Source organism: Paenibacillus sp. 1001270B_150601_E10 (assembly GCF_015558675.1).
Lineage (GTDB): Bacteria > Bacillota > Bacilli > Paenibacillales > Paenibacillaceae > Paenibacillus_B.
This window is the reverse complement of record NZ_JADMOL010000003.1, coordinates 182,742-203,149: the sequence shown is the minus strand read 5'-3', so window position 1 is coordinate 203,149 and position 20,408 is coordinate 182,742. Positions and strand designations below refer to the sequence as shown.

Annotated in this window: 12 protein-coding genes; 9 read left to right on the top strand and 3 right to left on the bottom strand. The window is 48.6% G+C overall.

Annotation, left to right across the window (positions count from 1 at the left end; genetic code table 11):
- Positions 1–188 precede the first annotated feature (188 nt).
- Positions 189–1,118 (bottom strand): helix-turn-helix transcriptional regulator, encoded by a 930-nt coding sequence (locus I2H74_RS09590; RefSeq protein WP_195573741.1) that lies wholly within the window; start codon positions 1,116–1,118, stop codon positions 189–191.
- Positions 1,119–1,459: 341 nt separating this feature from the next.
- On the opposite strand from I2H74_RS09590, the gene I2H74_RS09585 reads away from it, so the two are divergent.
- Positions 1,460–2,161 carry a TorD/DmsD family molecular chaperone gene (locus I2H74_RS09585; protein ID WP_195573740.1) on the top strand — a complete coding sequence of 234 codons (702 nt, stop codon included), beginning with the start codon at positions 1,460–1,462 and terminating at the stop codon, positions 2,159–2,161.
- A 198-nt stretch (positions 2,162–2,359) separates the two neighbouring features.
- The gene (locus tag I2H74_RS09580; RefSeq protein ID WP_195573739.1) at positions 2,360–2,944 is read left to right on the top strand and encodes a maltose acetyltransferase domain-containing protein; all 585 of its coding nucleotides are present in this window, start codon (positions 2,360–2,362) and stop codon (positions 2,942–2,944) included.
- Positions 2,945–3,091: 147 nt separating this feature from the next.
- Here I2H74_RS09580 and I2H74_RS09575 read toward each other — a convergent pair whose 3' ends face one another.
- Both I2H74_RS09575 and I2H74_RS09570 read right to left on the bottom strand, forming a co-directional pair.
- Positions 3,092–4,837, bottom strand: coding sequence for a hypothetical protein (locus I2H74_RS09575; RefSeq protein ID WP_195573738.1), 1,746 nt, complete (start codon positions 4,835–4,837; stop codon positions 3,092–3,094).
- A gap of 2 nt (positions 4,838–4,839) precedes the next feature.
- On the bottom strand, positions 4,840–5,784 hold the full coding sequence (locus tag I2H74_RS09570; protein ID WP_195573737.1) for a hypothetical protein: 945 nt from the start codon (positions 5,782–5,784) through the stop codon (positions 4,840–4,842).
- Positions 5,785–6,267: 483 nt separating this feature from the next.
- Between I2H74_RS09570 and I2H74_RS09565 the strand changes: the two genes are divergently transcribed.
- The 7 genes from I2H74_RS09565 to I2H74_RS09535 all read left to right on the top strand — a co-directional run bounded on the left by I2H74_RS09565 (position 6,268) and on the right by I2H74_RS09535 (position 20,095).
- Positions 6,268–8,052 (top strand): vWA domain-containing protein, encoded by a 1,785-nt coding sequence (locus I2H74_RS09565; protein WP_195573736.1) that lies wholly within the window; start codon positions 6,268–6,270, stop codon positions 8,050–8,052.
- Positions 8,053–8,067: 15 nt separating this feature from the next.
- Positions 8,068–11,457: a tubulin-like doman-containing protein gene (locus tag I2H74_RS09560; protein ID WP_195573735.1), complete on the top strand. Its 3,390-nt coding sequence runs from the start codon at positions 8,068–8,070 to the stop codon at positions 11,455–11,457.
- Position 11,458: 1 nt separating this feature from the next.
- Positions 11,459–13,912: a transcription initiation factor TFIID gene (locus tag I2H74_RS09555; RefSeq protein WP_195573734.1), complete on the top strand. Its 2,454-nt coding sequence runs from the start codon at positions 11,459–11,461 to the stop codon at positions 13,910–13,912.
- Positions 13,913–13,987: 75 nt separating this feature from the next.
- Entirely contained in the window at positions 13,988–15,268 is a 1,281-nt protein-coding gene (locus I2H74_RS09550) for a vWA domain-containing protein (RefSeq protein WP_195573733.1), read from the top strand.
- A gap of 13 nt (positions 15,269–15,281) precedes the next feature.
- Positions 15,282–15,917 (top strand): beta-mannanase, encoded by a 636-nt coding sequence (locus tag I2H74_RS09545; protein WP_195573732.1) that lies wholly within the window; start codon positions 15,282–15,284, stop codon positions 15,915–15,917.
- A gap of 9 nt (positions 15,918–15,926) precedes the next feature.
- Positions 15,927–17,186, top strand: coding sequence for a TRAFAC clade GTPase domain-containing protein (locus I2H74_RS09540; protein ID WP_195573731.1), 1,260 nt, complete (start codon positions 15,927–15,929; stop codon positions 17,184–17,186).
- 2 nt (positions 17,187–17,188) lie between these two features.
- Positions 17,189–20,095 carry a glycosyltransferase gene (locus I2H74_RS09535; RefSeq protein ID WP_195573730.1) on the top strand — a complete coding sequence of 969 codons (2,907 nt, stop codon included), beginning with the start codon at positions 17,189–17,191 and terminating at the stop codon, positions 20,093–20,095.
- Positions 20,096–20,408: the final 313 nt, after the last annotated feature.

The following is a 20,408-nucleotide window of genomic DNA, read 5'->3' as shown; positions in this document are numbered from 1 at the left end:
TCCCATATCGAGATGGGCTCTGTGTGCTTCGTGTGAGGAAGCTTAATCACGTTGATAGGCTTAGAGTTAAAAGATGGGGACTTCATGGTGTTCATGCAGCTACCTCCCGTTAGGCTTATCATTACGCCTTCATTGTATAAGGAACGGGAGGCATCGTCTTTAAACAATTAAGCTCAGCTTTTGTACAATCAGGACATTTTGTTGGGGAATTGTTCTTTGCCTGATCGACCCTCGGCGAACTGGGAGCGCCGGAATTTTGCTGGAGACACACCAAGCTTCTGCGTGAAGATGCGAGTAAAGTAATGGACGGACTGAAAGCCGCACCGAGAGGCGATTTCTTTAATCGGCAAATTCTCATGAAGGAGCAGATGAGAAGCGAGCTGCACCCGTCTCTCCTGGATATAGTGAACAAAGGATTGACTCATATGCTCTTGGAACAGTCTTGTCAGGTGTCGAGACGAGATATGCAGGTGATTGGCTACCATCATAAGCGTCAGCTCTGCACTCAGGTTGTCATCAATAAACAGCTTTGCTTGCCTAAGCAGCATATTCTCTTCAAGCGGCTTGTCCGTTGTCTCATTGGCTTTCACAGCAGGACTTGAACCATGCAGCGCAAGGAATGAAAGAACGAGGGACATCGCAGCATGCTCCAAGATTGCAGGCCATGCAGGCTTCGTATCGTGAAACAGGGACAGCAGCGTATTCCATAGATGCCCAGTAGGCTGATGATTAACTTCATAGACGACAGGAGCACCATTGTCGATGAGCGCTCGGAAGGCTTGGGTAATCTTATGGCTAGTAGCCTCTTCATGAACCTCAAAGGCAACGTAGCATAAGGTGAGTCCTGTTTGGCTGCGAATCTGATGCCATGCTCCTGGCAAAGATAAGAACGAGGTTCCTTTGCATAGCGGATAAGAGACACCCTCTTCAATATAAAGACCTTCTCCATCCATGACATAACAGGCTTCGAAGAAGGAGTGGCGGTGCATTGAATTGTCATAGTGCTTCGGCATAAAGCCCCAATAGAGAATGGGGAAGCACAAATCAGGCGCTTTTAGCAGGGTGAGCTCGCGATTGCATATTTGATTGGCGCGACGAAAGCTTGCTTGATTCGTCATCTCAGGTCCTCCTACAGGTCATGCAAAGTTTATGAATAGCCATAAAAAAATCATGGCATGGATTTGTTGGTTTTCAAGTGATAAACCATATTAATCGTATTGTAGCGCATTCATCGCCATGTGCAAAATTTGTAAAACATTTCAAAAATTATTTCATGAGTTTACCAACTGCTCGCATGGAGAGAATAGTATCATCTCGGCGTGAGATGGGGTTCACAGCCTTGTCACATAGGGCGTGTAATGTTTATATTTTGTCACAGTTATAACATGTGAGCTGTGGGAAAATGGAAGTAGAAAGGGTATACAAACCATTTCACATAGATCGCACGGAGGGGAAGAAGATGCCAACGATGGAAGAACAAACTACTCAATGGAAGGAACAGGTTGTGGACCATTTAGAAATTCGTAAGGCTGCTTATCAACTGCTGGTTGATTTTCTGGGTGACACGCCTGCGCTAGAGAGTTTGGTTTCGTGGCGCAATCATCCGGAGCTTACAAGATTGTCTGAATTGTCTCAAGGCGCAAGACGGTTAAGAGAAGAGCTGAAGTCGATCGCCAATCAAGATCTTTATGATGAGTTTTCTTCGCTGCGTGAGGAGTATAAGCGTTTGTTCAGCAGAGGCGGGGAACTACCTGTAACACCATGCGAGACGATGTATCGTGCTTCTGAGCAAATGCTGCCGAAGTCCTACGCAGAGGAAGTGCGCGAGAAGTATGCGGATTTCAGCTTGTATTTTAAGAAAATGCATGGCGAACCCGATGATCATATTGCAGTTGAGCTGGAATTTATGGCGGTGCTTATCGAGAAGATGCTCGGCACCGTGATGACAGAAGAGCGTTATCAGCGTTATATCAATGGTCAGCGGGAATTTGTCCTGAAGCACTTAAAGCGCTGGGCGCTTAAGTTTGGCCAGGATCTTGAGTTGCATGCCGATCATCCGATCTATAAAGCGCTTGGCGTTATGCTGCAGGATTTCCTGACGAAGGAAGCGGAATGGGCAGAGAATCGGAATAGCCCTGAAATGAAACAGCTGCTTCAATAATAAGCTTTTATCAACAATGGATGACATTGATATGATTGTGCCTACAACTTCATCACAGCCACTCCTTGAAGCTCGGGAATCATTCCACTATGCTTAAGGGGTGGCTGTTGTTTTTGTATTCAACAGTTATTGGGAGTATCAGATAGAATAAACAAGGCATGAGCATAAGAGAAAACCATGAGAGCAGGAGTGAGAGCGATGAAGACAGAGAGGCAGAAGATGATAGCAGGAGAGCTCTATAACTCAGCAGATGCAGAGCTTGTTCAAGATCGGCTGCGTGCTAGAAAGCTGACGCGATTGTACAATCAAACCACAGAGGTAGATGATGAACAGCGTGCAGCGCTGCTAAAGGATCTGTTTGGTTCTGTTGGCGAGCATTATTACATAGAGCCTACTTTCAAGTGCGATTACGGCTACAATATTTACGTTGGCAATTATTTTTACGCCAACTTCGATTGTGTCATTCTTGATGTAAGTGAAGTACATATTGGAGATAACTGCTTTATGGCTCCAGGGGTGCATATTTACACGGCTGCACATCCATTGGACCCGAAGGAGCGCAACACCCAGATGATCGACGGACAGCTCGGAACGATGGAACTAGGGAAGCCTGTTCGCATCGGCAACAATGTGTGGATTGGCGGAAGAGCGGTCATTAATCCAGGCGTGACCATCGGAGATAATGTGGTCATTGCTTCAGGCGCAGTTGTCACGAAGGATGTGCCAAACAACGTGGTTGTAGGTGGCAATCCTGCACGAATAATTAAAGATCTGGATTTGTAAACATAAAGGGCTGGGTCTTCCTTCACGGAAAGCGAGGATAGACCAGCCCTTATTTTGTCAGCTTGAGTTTACGGCTTGCGGCTTATTGGATCAACATGAAAACAATCCAATTAAAATGCAAGATGATGTGCTGTTTTTGAAGACATTCTACTGCTCGACTTTCTCGACTTCAAATACTGGAACGACCAGAATGCTGTCATTGAGCTGGACGTCTGTATATTGATTCATTTTACCAGTTACCGTAACGGTTCCGACAGCTTGAGGAGATAGTCCCACCAATCCGATATATTGTCCTTCTTGGATCTCAGCAAACGCGATCTGATCGTTGAAGGCTGTGATATGAACCGTCATTCGAACAGTCTCGCCGATATGCTGAGTCAACTCCTCCGGCTTGATCTCTGCGATTCTCTTCTCATAACCCAAAAACTCAAAGCGCTGACCGACTAAACGATAATCGGCAACCGCATCTACATCCTCGTTTCCTTGCGGATGATACAGCTTAATATGATCGCTGCTTACTACCTCATACCGATCTCCTTCGAGGTCGAACAGCGTTTGAAGCTTATTGCCTACTGTCTCGAATCCGATAAATCGTCCGTTACGGCTAGCGGAGTCTGCTTCTGCAACCAGTACATCAGAAGTAAATCCGATTTGCTGTGGGGCTAGCTTAAGGCTTTGAATCGTTGAAGGAAGAGATTCGCTCGTATAGCGTTTAACTTGATCCTTGCCATCCCACACGGCTAAGACGATGCGACTGCCAAATTGAACCCCAACAGCGTACACCGTACCGCCAAAGCCGTTCTTTCCTCCAATGACATGCTCATAGGTTGCGTTGCTATCACCCTGCTGAAGCAAGCGAAGAGGGTCTGAGGCGGCTTGCTCCAGCTCAGCCTGCTTGATCTTCTCCTTCATATCGGTATATGCAGAGAGACTCTTGTAGATCTTCATCGCCTCGTCATAATCCCCTGCTTGAACGAGTCGATCTCCTTTGCGAATCCAGCTCCTCATTTGGCTGTCAATGGACGACTTTACTTTTGTTGTGTCTAACCCGAGGCTGCTCATATACTGCTCGTATCGTTTGGCAAGCGCAATATAGACTTCATATTGATCCTGCTCGACTGCCTTAGTAAGCAGCTGCTGAACAATCTCATCTGTCTTCTGAAGCACCCATGGCGCATCAAAAGGAAGAGCATCGTATTCTGCCTTCATCGCTCGTGTCGACACAAGCAGCGCTTCGGTATTGCCAGCGGCCCCCAGCTGTGCCAGCTTGCGTTCGTCATAGTCTTTGAACTGCTCTGTCAGCAGAGCTGTCTTTTTCTTCTGCCCGCCGTAAATATAGTCTGGAATTTCGATCAGGCTTTGCTTGAATGATTCATCCTCATATTGCTTCTCCTCCAAATTGCTAGCCATCTGACTGGCAAAGTGTTCGCGGAATGTGTTCCAGTTCTGGATAATCATTGGCGACAGCTGCAGACGCTCAGAAATCTCGCGGTATTCCTTTTCAAAGGGATGCCCTTGTCCGATGTATGGTCCTCGGAATTGCTGAAGCTCATCGACAACTTGCTTGTAGGAAGCGAAGTCCAGCTGCTCTGCAGCTCTCTTTGCTTCACGTTGAATGCGGTCCAAGGTTTCCCTTATTTCCCGAATCGGAGCAAGCTCTTGAAGACGATTCGCAATGTCTTGTTCCCGGTAATGAATCCAGCGATTGCGGTTGATCTTCTCATACCACTCCTCAGCCTCAATCCACTGCTTGTCGGCATAGAATTGTTCAGCTTTTTTATACCCTTCGATCTTCTCTGCAATATAATAGCCCTTGAATCCAATCAATACCAGCAGGATCAGGCATAGTCCAAGCAGGATATTTCGAAGGTTTATGATGCGAATGAACGTCATATTCATAGTCCTTTGCTACCGGATTGAAAGTCAGCGTCCCATTGATATCGTTCCTTATAGATGCGGAATACCTCGTCTGCCAGGTGCCCCCATTCGGCAGAAGGGGAAAGAGACAGCATGTTGTACAAGCGCAGGAAGCGGTCCTTAGGGAGATATCTGGCATATCTTGCAATGAAATTGGGGTTACTCGCCACATAAGGCTTCATGCGGACGGCAGCGCCGACAACATGAGAGAGAATTTGCTCACCCTGTTCCATTTCAAGTACTTCGATCTCATACTTGGATACGTACTTGATCGCACGCTCCTTGATCGCACTACGCTTGACCTTGGCGAGCTCCCCAATCAGCTCCGCCAGCATCGGCTCAAAGTGCCGGAGCATAAGCGGCTCCAGCTCAATCTCCATATCCTTTCGAAGGATGAAGGTATTAAGCAGGGCAACTTGCTGGATGCGAATCATTTCGCTGCGCTGAAGCGTGCTGATTTCTCTGAGCATCTCATAGGTTCGGACAGGCTCGGTCTTCCAGAGCTCGATGGCTTGCTCCCAATTGCGGAAGACGCCTTCTACGATGCGCTCTTCGTCCCGCGCGATCAGCTTGCCAAGCTCTTTCATGGCATAGAAGTGCTTTACTCTTTGCTGGATAAGCACATAGACGGCAACTGCAGCGATGCCGGCTGCAGCAGCGAGACTCATCTGAAGGAACGTCTGCCCGAATAGGACGCCGGCTAGGGCAATCAAGATTAAAAGGAGCACATGCACCGCTGTCGCACGATTCGCTTGCTGAGCGGCCTTCTCTTCAATCGAGATGAGGCGCTCTTTGCCGCAATGCGGGCAGGGCTCGTCTGGAATCATCGTATATTGTCGGCAATGGTTGCAAACTTTTAACTTCTGATAACGATGAGTCGTCTTATGATAGGAATGGAGCGTAACCGGCTGCTTCTTGTTCATCTTCCGTCGTCCTCCCGGTTAAGCGCGCGCAGAAGCTGCTGATCCATATCATCAGGCAGCGGCGTTTTTTTGTGGATGGTGAAGGCTTGTATTGCGAGATAGCCTAAAAATAGCAACATTATTCCGATGCAAACGTACGTAATCATAGCAATATCCTTTCTTACCTTTTGAATGGAGTATGATAGATTTAACTTGAATTGAGTGATCTGCTATTAAAAACGATGAATCTTATTCACGTTATCTCTCGTATATCCAAGCAATCGACATTATTTTAAGCTTTCTATAAGGTTCTTGTCATAGAATGTAATCATGTTTCTGTTTTATAATAGAAATGGCAGAATGTGTAAAGTTGCGTAAATCTCTATAAGGCTTTATACCTAAACTATAATAGAATCAACACCACTTTACAGAATCTTGTAGGGTTCGACAAGTACATTAAGAATTAGAGCTATTATCTCAGATTAGATAAAAGGAGTACAACCAATGGCAAATCGAATCACTCGAAGCATACATTTACCTTTAACCATCCTATGGATTGCTGCACTCCTGCTGTTACCCTTGGCAGAACAACTTCCTAAGTCGTATGCAGCAGCTCAAGCGCAGGATGCCAACATCGATGCCATGCTCGTGCTTGACGTCAGCAATTCGATGAGTACAAGCGACGTGAACAAGATCGGCAATGAGGCCATGAAGATGTTCATCGACATGCTGTCCCCAACAGGAGATAAGGTCGGGGTAATTGCTTATACCGATAAGATTGAACGGGAGAAAGCACTATTAGAGATGAACCAGCCTCAAGACAAGGAGGCCCTCAAGACGTTCATCGATGACTTGAACCGTGGACCTTACACGGATATTGCCGTCGGTCTGAATGAGGCTGTTAAGGTGCTTGAGCAGGGGACAACTTCCGGCCATGAGCCGATGATCGTTCTTTTTGCAGACGGCAACAACTATCTGAACAGCAAGGGCAGCCGCACGCAGGAGCAATCCGATAAAGAGCTGAATGAGGCGGTTGAGATTGCGAAGAAGATTGGCGCTCCAATCTATACGGTGGGGCTTAATGCCGATGGACAGCTTAATGCCTCCATACTGGAGGATCTGTCTAACCGTACGGGGGGGAAATCCTTCGTGACTTCCTCTGCTGAGGATCTTCCTCGGATCTTAAGCGAGATCTTTGCAAGCCATCAGAAGCTGAAGGTCGTGCCTGTCGATACGATTACGGCAAACGGCGACTATCAGGACGTTGTGATCGATGTTCCAAATGGCAATGTAAAGGAAGCCAATATCTCATTAATGTCCAGCCAGCCCGTTGATGTCCGTCTGAAAGATCCGACAGGAAAAGAGGTTGCCGTCCCTTCAAACGACGTGCTGCTTTCGCGTTCGAAGAGCTATTCCCTAGTGAAGCTGCTGCAGCCTGCAGAAGGAAAATGGACGCTTCAAGTAAAGGGCGTACCAAAGGATAAAATTGATATCAGTCTCGTATTCAACTATGACCTGGCTCTCGTCCTAGAAGATATCCCTTCCAAGAGCTTAAAGCCAGGCGATAAGGTAGACATCAAGGCGTATCTTGCGAGCAATGGTGCGAAGCTGCCGAGCGACGAGCTGTATCCTGAAATGAATGCGGTATTGAAGGTGAAGGATCTGGATACCGGAGATACGTCAGAAGTGAAGCTTGATCTGAAAGGCGATCACTTCGGCGGCACATTCAAGATCGCCGACAAGCATGACTATGAGCTGGTTGTGCGGGCTGAAGGAGACAGCTTCTACCGGGAGACCGCACCAGTGACGGTGAGCGGCAAGTCAGGGGCAGGCAGCGAATCAGCAGCATTAGAGGAGCCGTCAGTGCCAACGTGGGTATGGATTGCAGCAGGCATTGCGCTAGTCCTGCTTGCTGTTGCAGGATTCTTTATTTTTGCAGCTGTTAAAAAGGCAAATCGCGGCTTCGTCGGACAGATGGTCATCGAGATTCGCGACGACAATACAGGGGAGAAATCTTCTCCGCAGTATAGGAAGCTGACCGCCTTCCGCGGCAAGTTCAATCTGCATCAGCTGCTTCAGCTCGCACCTGAGATGAAGGAGACAGAAGGCATTGTGTTCACGCCGGGAAGCGAGGATCGAGTTGTCCTGCATAACAGCTCTCCTGTCGTCGTTGAAAAGTCCGGTCGTGCGGTAGATGCAAGCCGTGGCCATGAACTGAAGAGCGGTGATCGGCTCACGATTCCGTTAACAAATGTAGATAAGACGATTACACTTGAATATCTCAAATAAGAGGAGTGCAGCAAAATGAAACCAATCGTAAGAGAGCATATCCAGCAGCTGGACGTCTCCCTCGGCGGAGGGATTGTCAGCGAGAAGATACGGGTAGACACCATAGATAATCCGATTCTAATCATCGGACTGGGCGGTACGGGGATTGACGCTTTGCTTCGTCTCAAATACCAGATCAATCGACGCTTCAAACTGCCAGAGGACCCGTTGTCCAAGAAAAAGTTGGAGAAGCCTGACAATGTAGAATTCCTTGCCTTCGAAACGAACGAACAGGACAAAGGCAAGCGATATAAAGGGATCGGGCTTGACCCGATCAATGAATTCGTGCTGCTCTCGAATGCAGAGATCGGCGGACTGCTACAGAACCGCCGCATCCTCGAGCCTTATATTACCGACTGGCTCTCGCCTGAGCTGAGCATTACAGACGGAATGAACGGTGCAGCCGGGGTTCGCCAAGCAGGGCGCTTGCTGCTCTTCACGAAGATCAATCAGGTTGTTCAAGCGATCGACAAGAAGATCAAGACGCTGTCGGTCGGTACAAACAAGAAGCTGATGGTATTCCTGCTGACCGGGTTGTCCGGTGGTACGGGCAGCGGCTGCTTCCTGGACATTTCCTACATTGTGCGAGGGATTATTGAGCGTGATTACGGCTCTGCAGGTATCGATCGCGTAAACATTCTTGGCTATCTGTTTACGCCGGACGTGAACCTGTCAAACAAGTCGCTCAGCGAGCATACGCGTGAGTATATCAAGAAGAACGGTTACGCAGCGCTCAAAGAGCTTGACTACTGGATGAACGTCGATAGCCGCGGGGAACGTTTCCAGCAGCGCTACGGCAATATCCTTACGGTTAATTCGCCGCTTCCACCGTTCAATCTATGCCATCTGATTTCGGCTACGAATACAGAAGGCAAGCTGCTTGAAAGCGCGTATGACTACTGCATGAACGTGACGGCAGAGAACATTACGAACTTTATGGCAAGCGAAGAGAAGCAATCAGGCGAGGAATTCGCGATTCATGATTACATCAGCAATATTCGTACGAACATCGCACAGATGAATAAGATGTATCCAGCCAATTATGAATACAACATCATTGGTGCATCTTCTGCCGTTCTTCCGATCGAGGAGATGACCACTTATCTTGGCTATCGCTTATTCAACAAGATGGAGAAGATGTTCGTCAAGGCACCATCCCAAGAGGACGTCGAGAAGTTTGTTCGCAAGCTTGGGCTGGATCTGGACACGATGATTAAGACCTTTGAATCCCGCGTGCCTGAGCCGCTGCCGGGCTATGAGAACAGCGAACGTTTATCCTACAGCAATGTTGTCAAGATGCAAGTCGTGAATATGGATACGGAACTTGAGCAGGGCTTCCTGACACGCGCCCGCGAGGAATACATCAAGATGAAGAAGCAGCTTCCTGGCGAAATCATGGACCAATTCGCCGATCAGCTTCGTCGGATGTTCCTGCATCCAGAACAGGGGCCGTTCTATGTATCCCGCATGATCTATACGGAGAAGGGTTTCTGTATTCTAAAAATGCTGCTCTCCTATATCGAGACGCTGCGTGAGAGCCTTCATCGTATTCCGCGAGATATTGAAGCGGCTGCTGATCAAGCCGAACAGCGCCTCGGGGATGCGAAGAGCGCCTTTGTTTCGAAGGATAAGAAGAAGAACTTCTACATCGAAGCAAAGATCAACGAATACTGGCTGCGTGCAGATGTGGAGCGCACCGAGCAGATGATCGAGTTCTATGAGGATCTGTACCAGCTCCTGAACAGCGAGAACAACCGCATTTATAGCGTATTTACGGAGATTCTAAATGCACTAAACAGCATCTTCGAGAAAAACGGCGATATCCTTATTAATGGGGATGAGCAGCTTGATCATAAAGGCAACAAGACGTACTACTGGAACATTGTCAGCGTTCCGGATGTAGCGAAGGTGATCTCCAAGGTCATGGAGCAGAGGGAAGTCGATGATCTCATTCGCGACTTTACGCTTGAGCTCTTGAACCACTCGAACCAGTGGGTGAAAGAACAGGAGATCGATATCGTAAGCTCTATTTCCGAATTCTTGACTGAGAAGTTCGGTGACCTGATTACGCAATCGATGGAAGAGTTCCTCATTATGAAATATGGCGATGAGGAGCCACTTGAGAAGTTTGTTGAACGCAAGATCGCAAGCAAGCTTGATGACGAGGCAGTGGCTGTGTTCCATCTAAGCAATAGCGCTGGCAACCTGCACTTCCCATCATGGGGATTCGTATCGGTGCCAGTACAGGCGCCAAGCATTCTGAAAGGCATCAAGAACTACCAGAACAATGCGATCGGCAAGTCCAACTTTACGATCAAGGAAAGCCAAGTCAAGAACCGGATCTTCTGGCTCAATACGAAGAATGGTGTGCCGCTCTTTGTGTATACGCCGCTTAAAGTGTATGAGGAGAGCTATGAGCGCACGATTCTGGATAAGGAAGGCATTGGACGCCATTTGGTTCAGACCGAGCGTGATAATTGGACATACCTGCCTTCTCCAATCCCAGAGAAGTCCTGGGGGGATACGTATCAGAACGAGCGTGTTCAGCGCTACAATGAGCGTGTGCGCGATGAATTCAATAAGGCGCTGCAGTGGAAAGTGGTTGTAGAAAAGCACATCGATGAGAATACAAGCAATCGCTATGCGCTGACAACCACAAAGGCATTTGACCTGGATTCCTTCTTAGCAGGGTATGATCTCTCCCTTCAAACGGCTAAGCCGAATCTCGGGGAAGTGAAGCGCGCTGTCATGGATATGAAGCGCATGCTGGCAGAAGGGCTGGAGCCTGTCTCAACGAAAGACATCTTTGGCAGCATCAATGAAGATATGGCCAAAGAGAACCTGATCCGTACACCGAAGAGCATTGATCGCATGCGTGAGGAGTTAAGCAAGTATGAAGCGATCGCAGCGAAAGTAGCCGAGCTTGAGCAGGTGCTCAGCCTGCATCAGGATGAAGAAAAGGTGCTGGATCAATTTATCGAGGCCTTGTACACCGGAACGATCACGAAGAAGGGCGCTCTCTTCGTCTACGACCGAGACGAAGAGGAGGAAGCATGGGAGCCGTTTGCGAACGTGATGAAGAGCCGCGACTTCGTCGAGTATGAAGTGTTCCAAGTATTCCGCGGCCTTGATGAGAAGCGCCGCAGCACCTTGATGCGCAAGGCGAATCGCCGCGATACGGAGATGACTGCCTCCGAGGATGTATCTGCGCTTCTTGATCGTCTAGGCGAAATGTACGAGGTATTCCTCGAAGCTCGCGATCGTTTGGAATATGAGAAGATCGAGCTGGAATATGGCGAAGATGCGTATCGTTTCTATAAAGAGGTTACCTCCAAACTCCATGCTATTCGCAGAAAGTTGAGATAAGATGAGAACGCTACTGGAACGATTCGCAGCACAATATGCATATGAGGAAGACAAGCTAACCGGGCACGATGATGACCAGAGCAGCATTCATTACCCATCGGTCTATCTTTTTGTTGGTGATAAGACGGAGACTCTCATTCAGCCGATGATGGACATTCATCATCGGCTGTGGGAGAACAGTGCAGGTGTTATGTATGTGCATGTCGGTACGAAAAGAAATGCCGACGGCCGATCTCCTTCCAGCCCGAGCCATTCAACATCCCGTCATGCTAATGGATATTCTGGCATGTTAGGAGAGGCAAGTGCAGAGGAGCAGGATCGAACGACTAGGATTGCTTTGCAGGTGGAAGCCGAGCAGGGTCAGAGCAAGACCTATCGGCATGACTTGTATCAAGAGCTGAAGCGGGATGCCAAGCATCTCTATCAGCTGAATCGAGAATTGCGTCTCGTTAGTATGAACATAGCGGAATATGGGAGATTGTATGCATCCTTTGATCGCATCCATCTCCATGTCATTACGCGGGTCGATGACCCGCTTAATGTGTTCCTGCCAGAGCTATCGATCTTAGCCAACACGATATTTGGACAATCCTTCAAATCGGTTCAAATGGATCTGCATGTGCTCATTCGAGAGCGCGAGCAGATTGATTCCTTTGGGTACACGAGCGCGGTAGGCATGGCCTTTTTGCGAGAGCTGGAGCTGATGCAAAGTCCAAATTATTCCTTCAAGGCGAATCTTCATATGACCGAGGATGGCATCGCTATCCCAGTGAGTCATGAGGGAAGATCGCTGTTCGATCTCGTCTATGTGCTGTCTGATAAGGACGAGCGTGGGATCTCGCTTGGTAATGACGCGGAGGATGATGCGGAACTGATCTCTCATATTGGCTTGCTGAAAAATCGCAAGCTCCGCGAGGAAGGATTAGATGTAAGCAGCGGTGTTGGACAGTACAATAATACATCCTTTAAAAACAACTTGATGAACGAATCGGGAGAGCAGGGCTATGTGTCAGCTGGGTTCTCTAAAGTGAAGCGTCCGAATGTCTCCATTGCTTTGACCGTACTTTATCATTTCTTCTGCGGGCTTGAGGCTAGAATGTCAAGACCACTGGATGGTAGTGTAAGGGAAAAGCTGGCGTTGCTTGGCGTTGATACGACGCTTTCGTCCTCGCCTATTCTCGAAGCACTCCCAGGTCCTGAAAGTCTTGAACATATGAACAGCATGATGACTCATCCCGTAAGCTTTGGAGCATTGAAGCGCATGTCGCTTGCGGAAGCGGAAGAGGCTCTATTTGGACAAGGCTGCGAGATGTACTTTCAAGACAATATAGCGCGTGAGGCACAGCGCCTCCTGACACAGTACGATGCTTCTGCCGAGCTTAAGCGAATGCAAGCAGCAAGGCTTGCGGCCGAGCCGGATATCAGCTTCTACCATCTCTATGGTTGGACGGACGAGCATCATGATGCAGAGAGTGTGATGAAGGAACTGCAAAGCTTGCGCTACAAGACGAGCAAGGAGCTTGATGATGCCAGAGCAGGGCTTGACCAGCTGTATGCCATGCGCGTAGAGGATTTGTCCTTCCAGCGACTGCCGCTTATGGACAAGCACAATGTGCGAAGCTTCATTAGAGCGTTCTTTGATACGGTATATGTCAAAAAGCTTGAAATCGTCAGGCTGGAAACCGAGCTTGCGCTGCTGCGAGACTATGAACATGCCTTGATTCGCCTCCATGAGGAGTACAAGCATCAAGTGAAGCAGATGGAGCTTCTTCGACTTACAATCAAGGAGCGAGCCATCTGGAGCATTCGTCAGGCGGACGATTATATTGGCCAGAACTTGATGGAGTATTATGAGAAGGTTACGGCTGCCGTGATGGAGGAGATTGAGAAGAAGCGCGGACCACAAGCTTTCTTTGATGAACGTTTGATGGGTAATGTAACGCTGCTTCTGCAGTCAGGAACAGAAGCCTTGCTGGAGCGCCTGATGCTGGTGTGCAGAAGGGAGATTCTAACCCAAGCTCCATTCAAGCTTACCTTTGAAGAGGAGCTTCTCCAGCGTGCGAACGTTGCGGTTGACTATGATAATCGAGAAGTGCTCGCCAAGGATGATCTGTTCAAAAAGCTGTATCGCACTCTGGAAGATCATGCTGGCATTCGAATCCGTCTGCTAGACTATACCCATGAGCATCGTTATGAGGAAAAGTATTTCTTTGGCGATACGGAGAGCGAATTTGTACGGTTCGCCTTGCATGCGGATGAGACAAGCCGCATTTATAAGCTTGGCGCTGTACACGAGAATCGAAAGAGCGGAGTAGAAAAGCTCAATCTGATGGGCGGCTTCCAGCTTTCCGACCTGTTGTTCTACCGCAACGGCAAAGTTTATTATGATTCCTACGAGGAGCACGGGTATCAGCTTCACGGAGTTGAGCCAGAGGAGCTGCCTCGGCTTAGGTAGAACGTAAACAACCTGTTAGAATCCATATAGATAGACATTTTTATACTTGTTCAAGGGGAGAAAGGAGGCGAGCTTATGCAGCGGAAAATCAATGGTCTTCTTGTGCTGTTCAGCTTGCTTGGTGGGGCGTTAGGATTTGTGCTTGGAGAGATTCTCCTTCATCAGCTAGAAGGCAAGACACCTCACATATTAAATATAGGCTTGTATTTTGGGGTATTAGCTCTATGCATCGGGCTTGGCTGCTTGTTAGCGGAGATGATCTCACCCAAGCTTAATGGTGCGTCGTGGCGCCAGATGTATATGGGCACTTCGTGGAAGCTATGGATTCCAGCGACGCTTGTACTCCTTCTAGTCGTTGGAGCAGCGCTGGAATTTCTCTATGAAGTCGACATGGGAAGCCAGCGTCAAGTTAGAAATATTGTGTTTGTCATCGATAATTCAGGCAGCATGCAGCAGACAGATCCAGATAATGCCCGATATGCGGCGGCAAAGAGTCTGATCGGACAAATGGATTCCGCAAAGCAGGTATCTGTCGTTGCATTTGGCAATGAGGCTGAAGTGATTCAGCCCTTCGTCAAGGTTAGCGATCAGGACGCTAAGCTAGCTATCTATGAAAAAATCGATAGTCTCGCACCTACAGATGATGGAACCAACATTGAAGGAGCGCTTAATCAAGCGATGCAGCTCATCCGAGAGGAAAGCACCAAAGGCACGCTAGTGATCCTGCTATCGGACGGTGTTAGCGATGTGAATGTGGATAAGACGCTTCGCGACTACATCGATCAACATATTGCCATTCATACAGTGGGATTAAGTTTAGTGGATCCATCGGGCACGCAGCTGCTCGAAACCATTGCGAATCGCACGAATGGCCAATATTACGACGTGGAAGAGGCGAAGGATATCTCGCTTGTCTTCCAGCAGATCTATAATACGGTCGGCGATCGTACGCTCTTAACAGAGAGAACCGGGTCGCTTGAAGGCAGCAGCCTCTACATGATTATGCGCATCCTCGCGATCACGATCATTGGAGCAGCAATCGGGATAGCACTTGGCATCGTTTTCGATAACCGATATCTGGCGAAAAGCTTTGCCATAGGCGGAGCAGCCGCAGGGCTTCTTGCTGGCTGTGTGCTGGAGTTTGGGCTGTCCGGCTCAACATGGCTCGATGGCATCGTACGTCTCATCGCAGCTCTAATCCTGGCGCTCGTGACGACCCTATTTACGCTCATCGTTCCAATCCAGGAGCATGGAGCAAGATCCTATTCTCGCTCGTCACGCCCTGTCCGTACAGATGCTGGTCAAGCCTTTGATCAGCCAAAGTCTGATCGGACTAGCAGAGGATTCAACAAGTAGGGGGCGCATGAAGATGAGAATAGACGACCAAGATACACCATCCCGTTTGATTCGAGGGCTGACAGGCCAAGTCAAGGATAACCGCTGTACACTCCAATGGCTGTGGCCGGCGGAGGTGCAGGCTGTATATATTCATAAGACAAGAGCGGACTCTCCTGATGTGGAGCCGCAGTCTGCTCAGGGCATGAAGCTCTACACGAAGGATGAGTATAAAGCCAATAACGGCTATCATGATCGACTCGATGAGATCGGCGCGATTCGCTATACGGTATATGTCACAGAGCAGCTTCATGGAGAGGCCGTGCTGTATCGACAGACCGACGGCAGCAATCAGCATACCGTTCGGGGAGCGAAGGCGAAGATTTACTATTCGATTCAATATAAGTCAGGCTTATTCAAAAAGCATAAGACGGTCCACATCCAAGTCATGAGCGAGGTTCCGCTTGCCAAAGAAATTCTTTGCTATGTGAAAAAACAAGGCGGGCCTCCCGCTCGTGTAGAGGATGGTACGGTATATCCCTTTGTTGAGGACTTTGCGCCGGGACGTACCGTGCTTCCAGCAATAGAGATTGGGAAGGACGAGATGATTCGTCTCTTCTTTACAGATGGCCGCCATTACGGACAGCTCTATGAGATGATACCGGAATAAGGAGGGATTATGGTGGGACTTTTTGATCTGTTCAAACGAAAGAAGGATGAGGCGCCTAAGCCTTTATTTTACGATATTGTATGTCCATACTGCTTCAATAAGTTCTCTCCAGAGGAGGTCGTATTCCGTGCGGCCCACTCACGGGAAGATGATGAGGATTATGCGCTGCAAGAGGACGAGGCGCTAAACCGATATCGCGATCGGTTTGGCTTGGATACGGTGTATGAGATGGAAGCCGTTCTTTATCCTCAGGACATACCTGAGGAGCATCGTATTTACTCCGATCATGTGCTTGTTGCGCTTCACGATCGCTATGGGGTGACAACAAGGAAGCGCCTTTGCCCGCATTGCCACAATGAGCTTCCTGTTACGGCAGGCAAGGTGCCAAGCAATATCATTTCCATTGTAGGGGCTTCACAGGTAGGGAAGTCTGTCTACATGACGTCGCTTATTCATACGCTCCAGCATATGACTGCGGATCGATTCGATGCAGCCTGCATGCCGCTTACGACGGAGATCAGCCGCAAGTTCCGCACGATGTATGAGGAGCCTTTATTCGAACGCGGAGATCTGCTCGCATCGACCCAGAAGGAGAAGATGCAGGAGCCATTTATATTCCAATTTGTATTCCGGGATGAATCCAAGCCGCCGCTTACGCTTGTCTTCTTTGATGTAGCGGGCGAAGGCATGGTGGATCAGGACTATCTAGGTCTTCATGGACAGCATATTAAAAACTCTGCTGGTATCTTATTTATGATTGATCCCGTGCAGATCCGTTCCATTCGTGAGAAGATTCGTATCAAGTATGGCGATCAGCCTGGCGAATGGACGCCTCAATATGATGAGCCGCGTGATGTTGTACTTACGCTCTTTGGCGACTTTATTGCCTATGAGGATAACGGCAAGACGGATATTCCAACGGCTGTTGTGCTCACAAAGAGCGATATGCTGAACTTCCTGAAGGAAGAAGACGGCGATTATATTAAACCAAACAGCAACATTTTCAACAATGTTGTGCATGAAAAGTATTTTAACTTAAGTGAGTTTGAAAATATTGATGGCGAGGTTCGACGGTTTATTGAGAAGGTGGATCGGCCATTCAAAGGAACGATGGACGTATACTTCTCCAATGCAGCGTACTTTGCGGTATCTGCGCTTGGCAGTAATCCGGTGAACCAGAAGCTTCAAGGTGTTGTGAGTCCGATTCGTGTTGATGAGCCGTTCATCTGGCTTCTATACCAGCTTCAGTATATTGAGGGGAGAGATTGATCATGCGCCCATCATCCTCAGCATGGATTGAACAGCAGATGTATACAAGAGAGCGGCGCGGTATCTTCCGATCCAATGAAGGTTACGATACGATTGCGATATCCAAGGGACTGGACCCTAATTTTGTGAAAAAGGTGCTGCATCCGTTCTGCGTGTACGATGCGCCTGCGGAGCTTACGGCTGCAGGCGAGAAGGACGGCAGCCAATACCCGGAATCGATTCACCTGTATCATACGGAACAGGGAGCCTTTATCCTTGGCCGCAGCATCTATCAGGTTCAAGACTTTACCGGTCTTCGCAGCGCCTTCTTTACCCATCATTACGTGGTTCCGCCAGAGCGGAGCGAGGAAGCTGTCACAGATTATCGCAGGTGGCTTCATGCTGCGTATGCGGATCACTATGATGTAGAAGAAGGAACAGGGCTTCCTCAGCTAAGCGAGATTCCGACTCGTCAAGTGACACAGATCGAACCTGTGGAGCTGTTGTCCGCATTGAAGATGGACGAGCGGATGTACAAACAGCTGCTGTTTGCCATTATGAATGCTGCGACAGGACGGAAGAAGGTATACGTAGCCTTGGATGTTCCGATTCAGGACATCTCTAAGAGCGCAGCCTTGCTGCTCGAGCTCGTGTATCAAAGCCTTCCTTATGCTTATCGACGCATGCTTGGGTATATGACCTACAGCAAAGAGCCGGAGAGCAAGAAAGGCATTCATATCATGTTCGTCGAGAAAGGAAGCCTTCGTTCGAATGATCGCAATATCGAACGGGAATTCACCTTCGACCTGGTAACAGGAAAAACGACGAACCTGGATATTGAACTCGAGAATCAGCCTTATCTCGACTTTGCTTGGAAGCATCTGACGGATCCAGATGGAATGGACACCTTCTATCGATATGCAGACCAACTGCTGGCAGGTACCGACCTGCATAAGCAGATTGCGATCCTTAGCTACCATGAGCTGTGCATCTTCTATCAGCTGGAGCAAGGGGAGCAGCATCATTATATGGAGCACAAGCTTCCGATTCTCCGAGCATTGCTTGCTCATATGAGCCAAGGGGAGATGACCCCTACCAAGCAGCGCTTACATACGCTTTTCCTTAAGCTGCTCGACAGTGAATTGGAGGAGGTAAAGCGTGGGGGACAGCCAGAGCCCGAGCTGCTGGATTGCTTTAAGGACTATTGGAATCTAGCTGACGCCTACGAGCGCGGCAAGACACAGCTCGTGCCGCTGTTTATCCATTCCATCCATCAGGCGATGGTGAGCGGAGATCAAGCTAGGGCAGATCGATATTACCATGTGTTAGTGAGTCATCAGGCGTTAAGCTTGGCGTTTTTTGACACGGTATTGAACCGCGGCCTGTCAGAGACCTTATTTGATCCGTATGTGACGAAGCAGTTCCATGACGCCCCGCGAGCTGGAGATGTGATCGACTTCGTATGTGAATGGGGGAGCAAGCATAACCAAGTGCTTAAGCTGGCTTCCTTCCGCACCTTGGCGCAGGATGCCGTTCTTCAGAAGCTCCGCAAGGAAGCTGAGCCGCTTAAGATTGCAAATGCGATTCTGGAGCAGCTCCATCGACTGCCACGAAGCCGTGCCGAGGAAATCGAGCTTGCTGAATCTGAGCTTATGGACACGCTCATCTATGCCGTGAACTGCTTCTTGCTCTTTGAGTCTGATCTTCATACGATCAAGAAAGCAGATCTGCTTCAGATCGGATTCTTGAAGCAGCCCAAGCAGTTCCTGCAGTGGGTTCGCCGCTTTGAGGACGACATCCAGTCTAAGGCAGAGAAGATGGTGGCTTTGCATGAATGGCTCAGCACGGCTTCACCAGACGTGAATATCTTTGATCGCTTGTCCCAGGAGGAGCTGGAGGATGCCCAGCGAATTGGTCAGCGCTTGCTCTCGCAGGAGCTTGGCGAGGCCCAATTCCCAAGGATGGTCCTTGCCTTCTATCGCGATACGGAGTCAAGACAGGTTGAGTATGGGGCTCTGCTCCAATACCTGCACCAGCACGCAAATAATAAAGAGATGATCTACGACTTCTTCCGTTGGTCGGAGCAGCATCACGACTTCGTGCGTTCGAAGAAGCCGTCTCCTGCCTATGCAGCTGCGCTTGTTCATTATTTTAAAAAATACGATAGGGATGCATTTAAACACAGAGCGTACCGCAAGCATTATTTTGAAGCGGGTACAGCTTTGACGCCCGTGTATAATAAAGCAAAGGCGGAACTGTCTTCTCCACTGATGAGAATGCTGTCTCGCAATAAGAAGGCATTATGGAGTCTGGGCTTTATTGTGGTCATTGTCGCAGGAGCGATATTTACCCTTCAAGCAACGGGTATTATGGGTGGTGGAACAGAAGCAAAGCCGCCAGCTGAGGAAGAGATCAACAAGCCTGTAAACGTGAAGCCAGAACCTGAGCTGTCTGCGACGCCAGTAACGGCAGCCGTTATCCGTACGCCAGTGGATGGAGCCGAGAAAGAAGTCACAGCACTCACGTTTTCCTTTTCAAGCAAGTCAGAAGCAGACGGATTTATTCCAGAATCGATTATTGTGAATCCAGGTCCTGCACAGGAGACCTTATCGATATTGAAGCGCGAGCCATCTTTGAATCAGGCCGATCCTAAGGATACGGATGCCAATCAAACGGATGGAACCGAGGATAAGAATGATCCTTCCGATCAGACAGAGGCACCTGATACAACGGGGACGCAAGATGTGACAAGCAGCGAAGAATCCCAAAACGACACTAATCGCACGGACACAGAGTCACCGCAAGATAAAGAGAATGTGGAGACAGGACCTTTTATCGTTAGACTGCTCTTGACAGACAAGACAGAGCTCAAGGCAGGGACAGTCATTCAAGCACAGAATAAAAAATATACCATTAAGGACCAAGCTTAGTCTGTTCAATGGAATCGTATTGTAGCAGTCATACTGTACAATTTGTATCGGAGAATTTCCGATTTATCAGGAACGCTTTCACCTTCATCGGTGTGGAGGCGTTTCTGTTATTTTCATACAGATATGTCGAAGGGAAGTCGCTTCAAATGAGGGTCTAATGGGTATTAAACCCTTAAGCTCCAGTAAAACCGCATCAAAAAGCCATATGGCTTTGGTAATAGAATCAACATTCGGGCAAGGATATATACGAACCGAAAAACAAGCAAGGACGCTATATAAAGAGAACGCGCGTCTATACAATACAGTTCAACAC

What these genes read in the sequence shown, in the direction of transcription:
- I2H74_RS09590 (WP_195573741.1), bottom strand. Translation starts at nt 1,118, where the DNA reads ATGACGAATCAAGCAAGCTTTCGTCGCGCCAATCAAATATGCAATCGC.
- I2H74_RS09585 (WP_195573740.1), top strand. Translation starts at nt 1,460, where the DNA reads ATGCCAACGATGGAAGAACAAACTACTCAATGGAAGGAACAGGTTGTG.
- I2H74_RS09580 (WP_195573739.1), top strand. Translation starts at nt 2,360, where the DNA reads ATGAAGACAGAGAGGCAGAAGATGATAGCAGGAGAGCTCTATAACTCA.
- I2H74_RS09575 (WP_195573738.1), bottom strand. Translation starts at nt 4,837, where the DNA reads ATGACGTTCATTCGCATCATAAACCTTCGAAATATCCTGCTTGGACTA.
- I2H74_RS09570 (WP_195573737.1), bottom strand. Translation starts at nt 5,784, where the DNA reads ATGAACAAGAAGCAGCCGGTTACGCTCCATTCCTATCATAAGACGACT.
- I2H74_RS09565 (WP_195573736.1), top strand. Translation starts at nt 6,268, where the DNA reads ATGGCAAATCGAATCACTCGAAGCATACATTTACCTTTAACCATCCTA.
- I2H74_RS09560 (WP_195573735.1), top strand. Translation starts at nt 8,068, where the DNA reads ATGAAACCAATCGTAAGAGAGCATATCCAGCAGCTGGACGTCTCCCTC.
- I2H74_RS09555 (WP_195573734.1), top strand. Translation starts at nt 11,459, where the DNA reads ATGAGAACGCTACTGGAACGATTCGCAGCACAATATGCATATGAGGAA.
- I2H74_RS09550 (WP_195573733.1), top strand. Translation starts at nt 13,988, where the DNA reads ATGCAGCGGAAAATCAATGGTCTTCTTGTGCTGTTCAGCTTGCTTGGT.
- I2H74_RS09545 (WP_195573732.1), top strand. Translation starts at nt 15,282, where the DNA reads ATGAGAATAGACGACCAAGATACACCATCCCGTTTGATTCGAGGGCTG.
- I2H74_RS09540 (WP_195573731.1), top strand. Translation starts at nt 15,927, where the DNA reads ATGGTGGGACTTTTTGATCTGTTCAAACGAAAGAAGGATGAGGCGCCT.
- I2H74_RS09535 (WP_195573730.1), top strand. Translation starts at nt 17,189, where the DNA reads ATGCGCCCATCATCCTCAGCATGGATTGAACAGCAGATGTATACAAGA.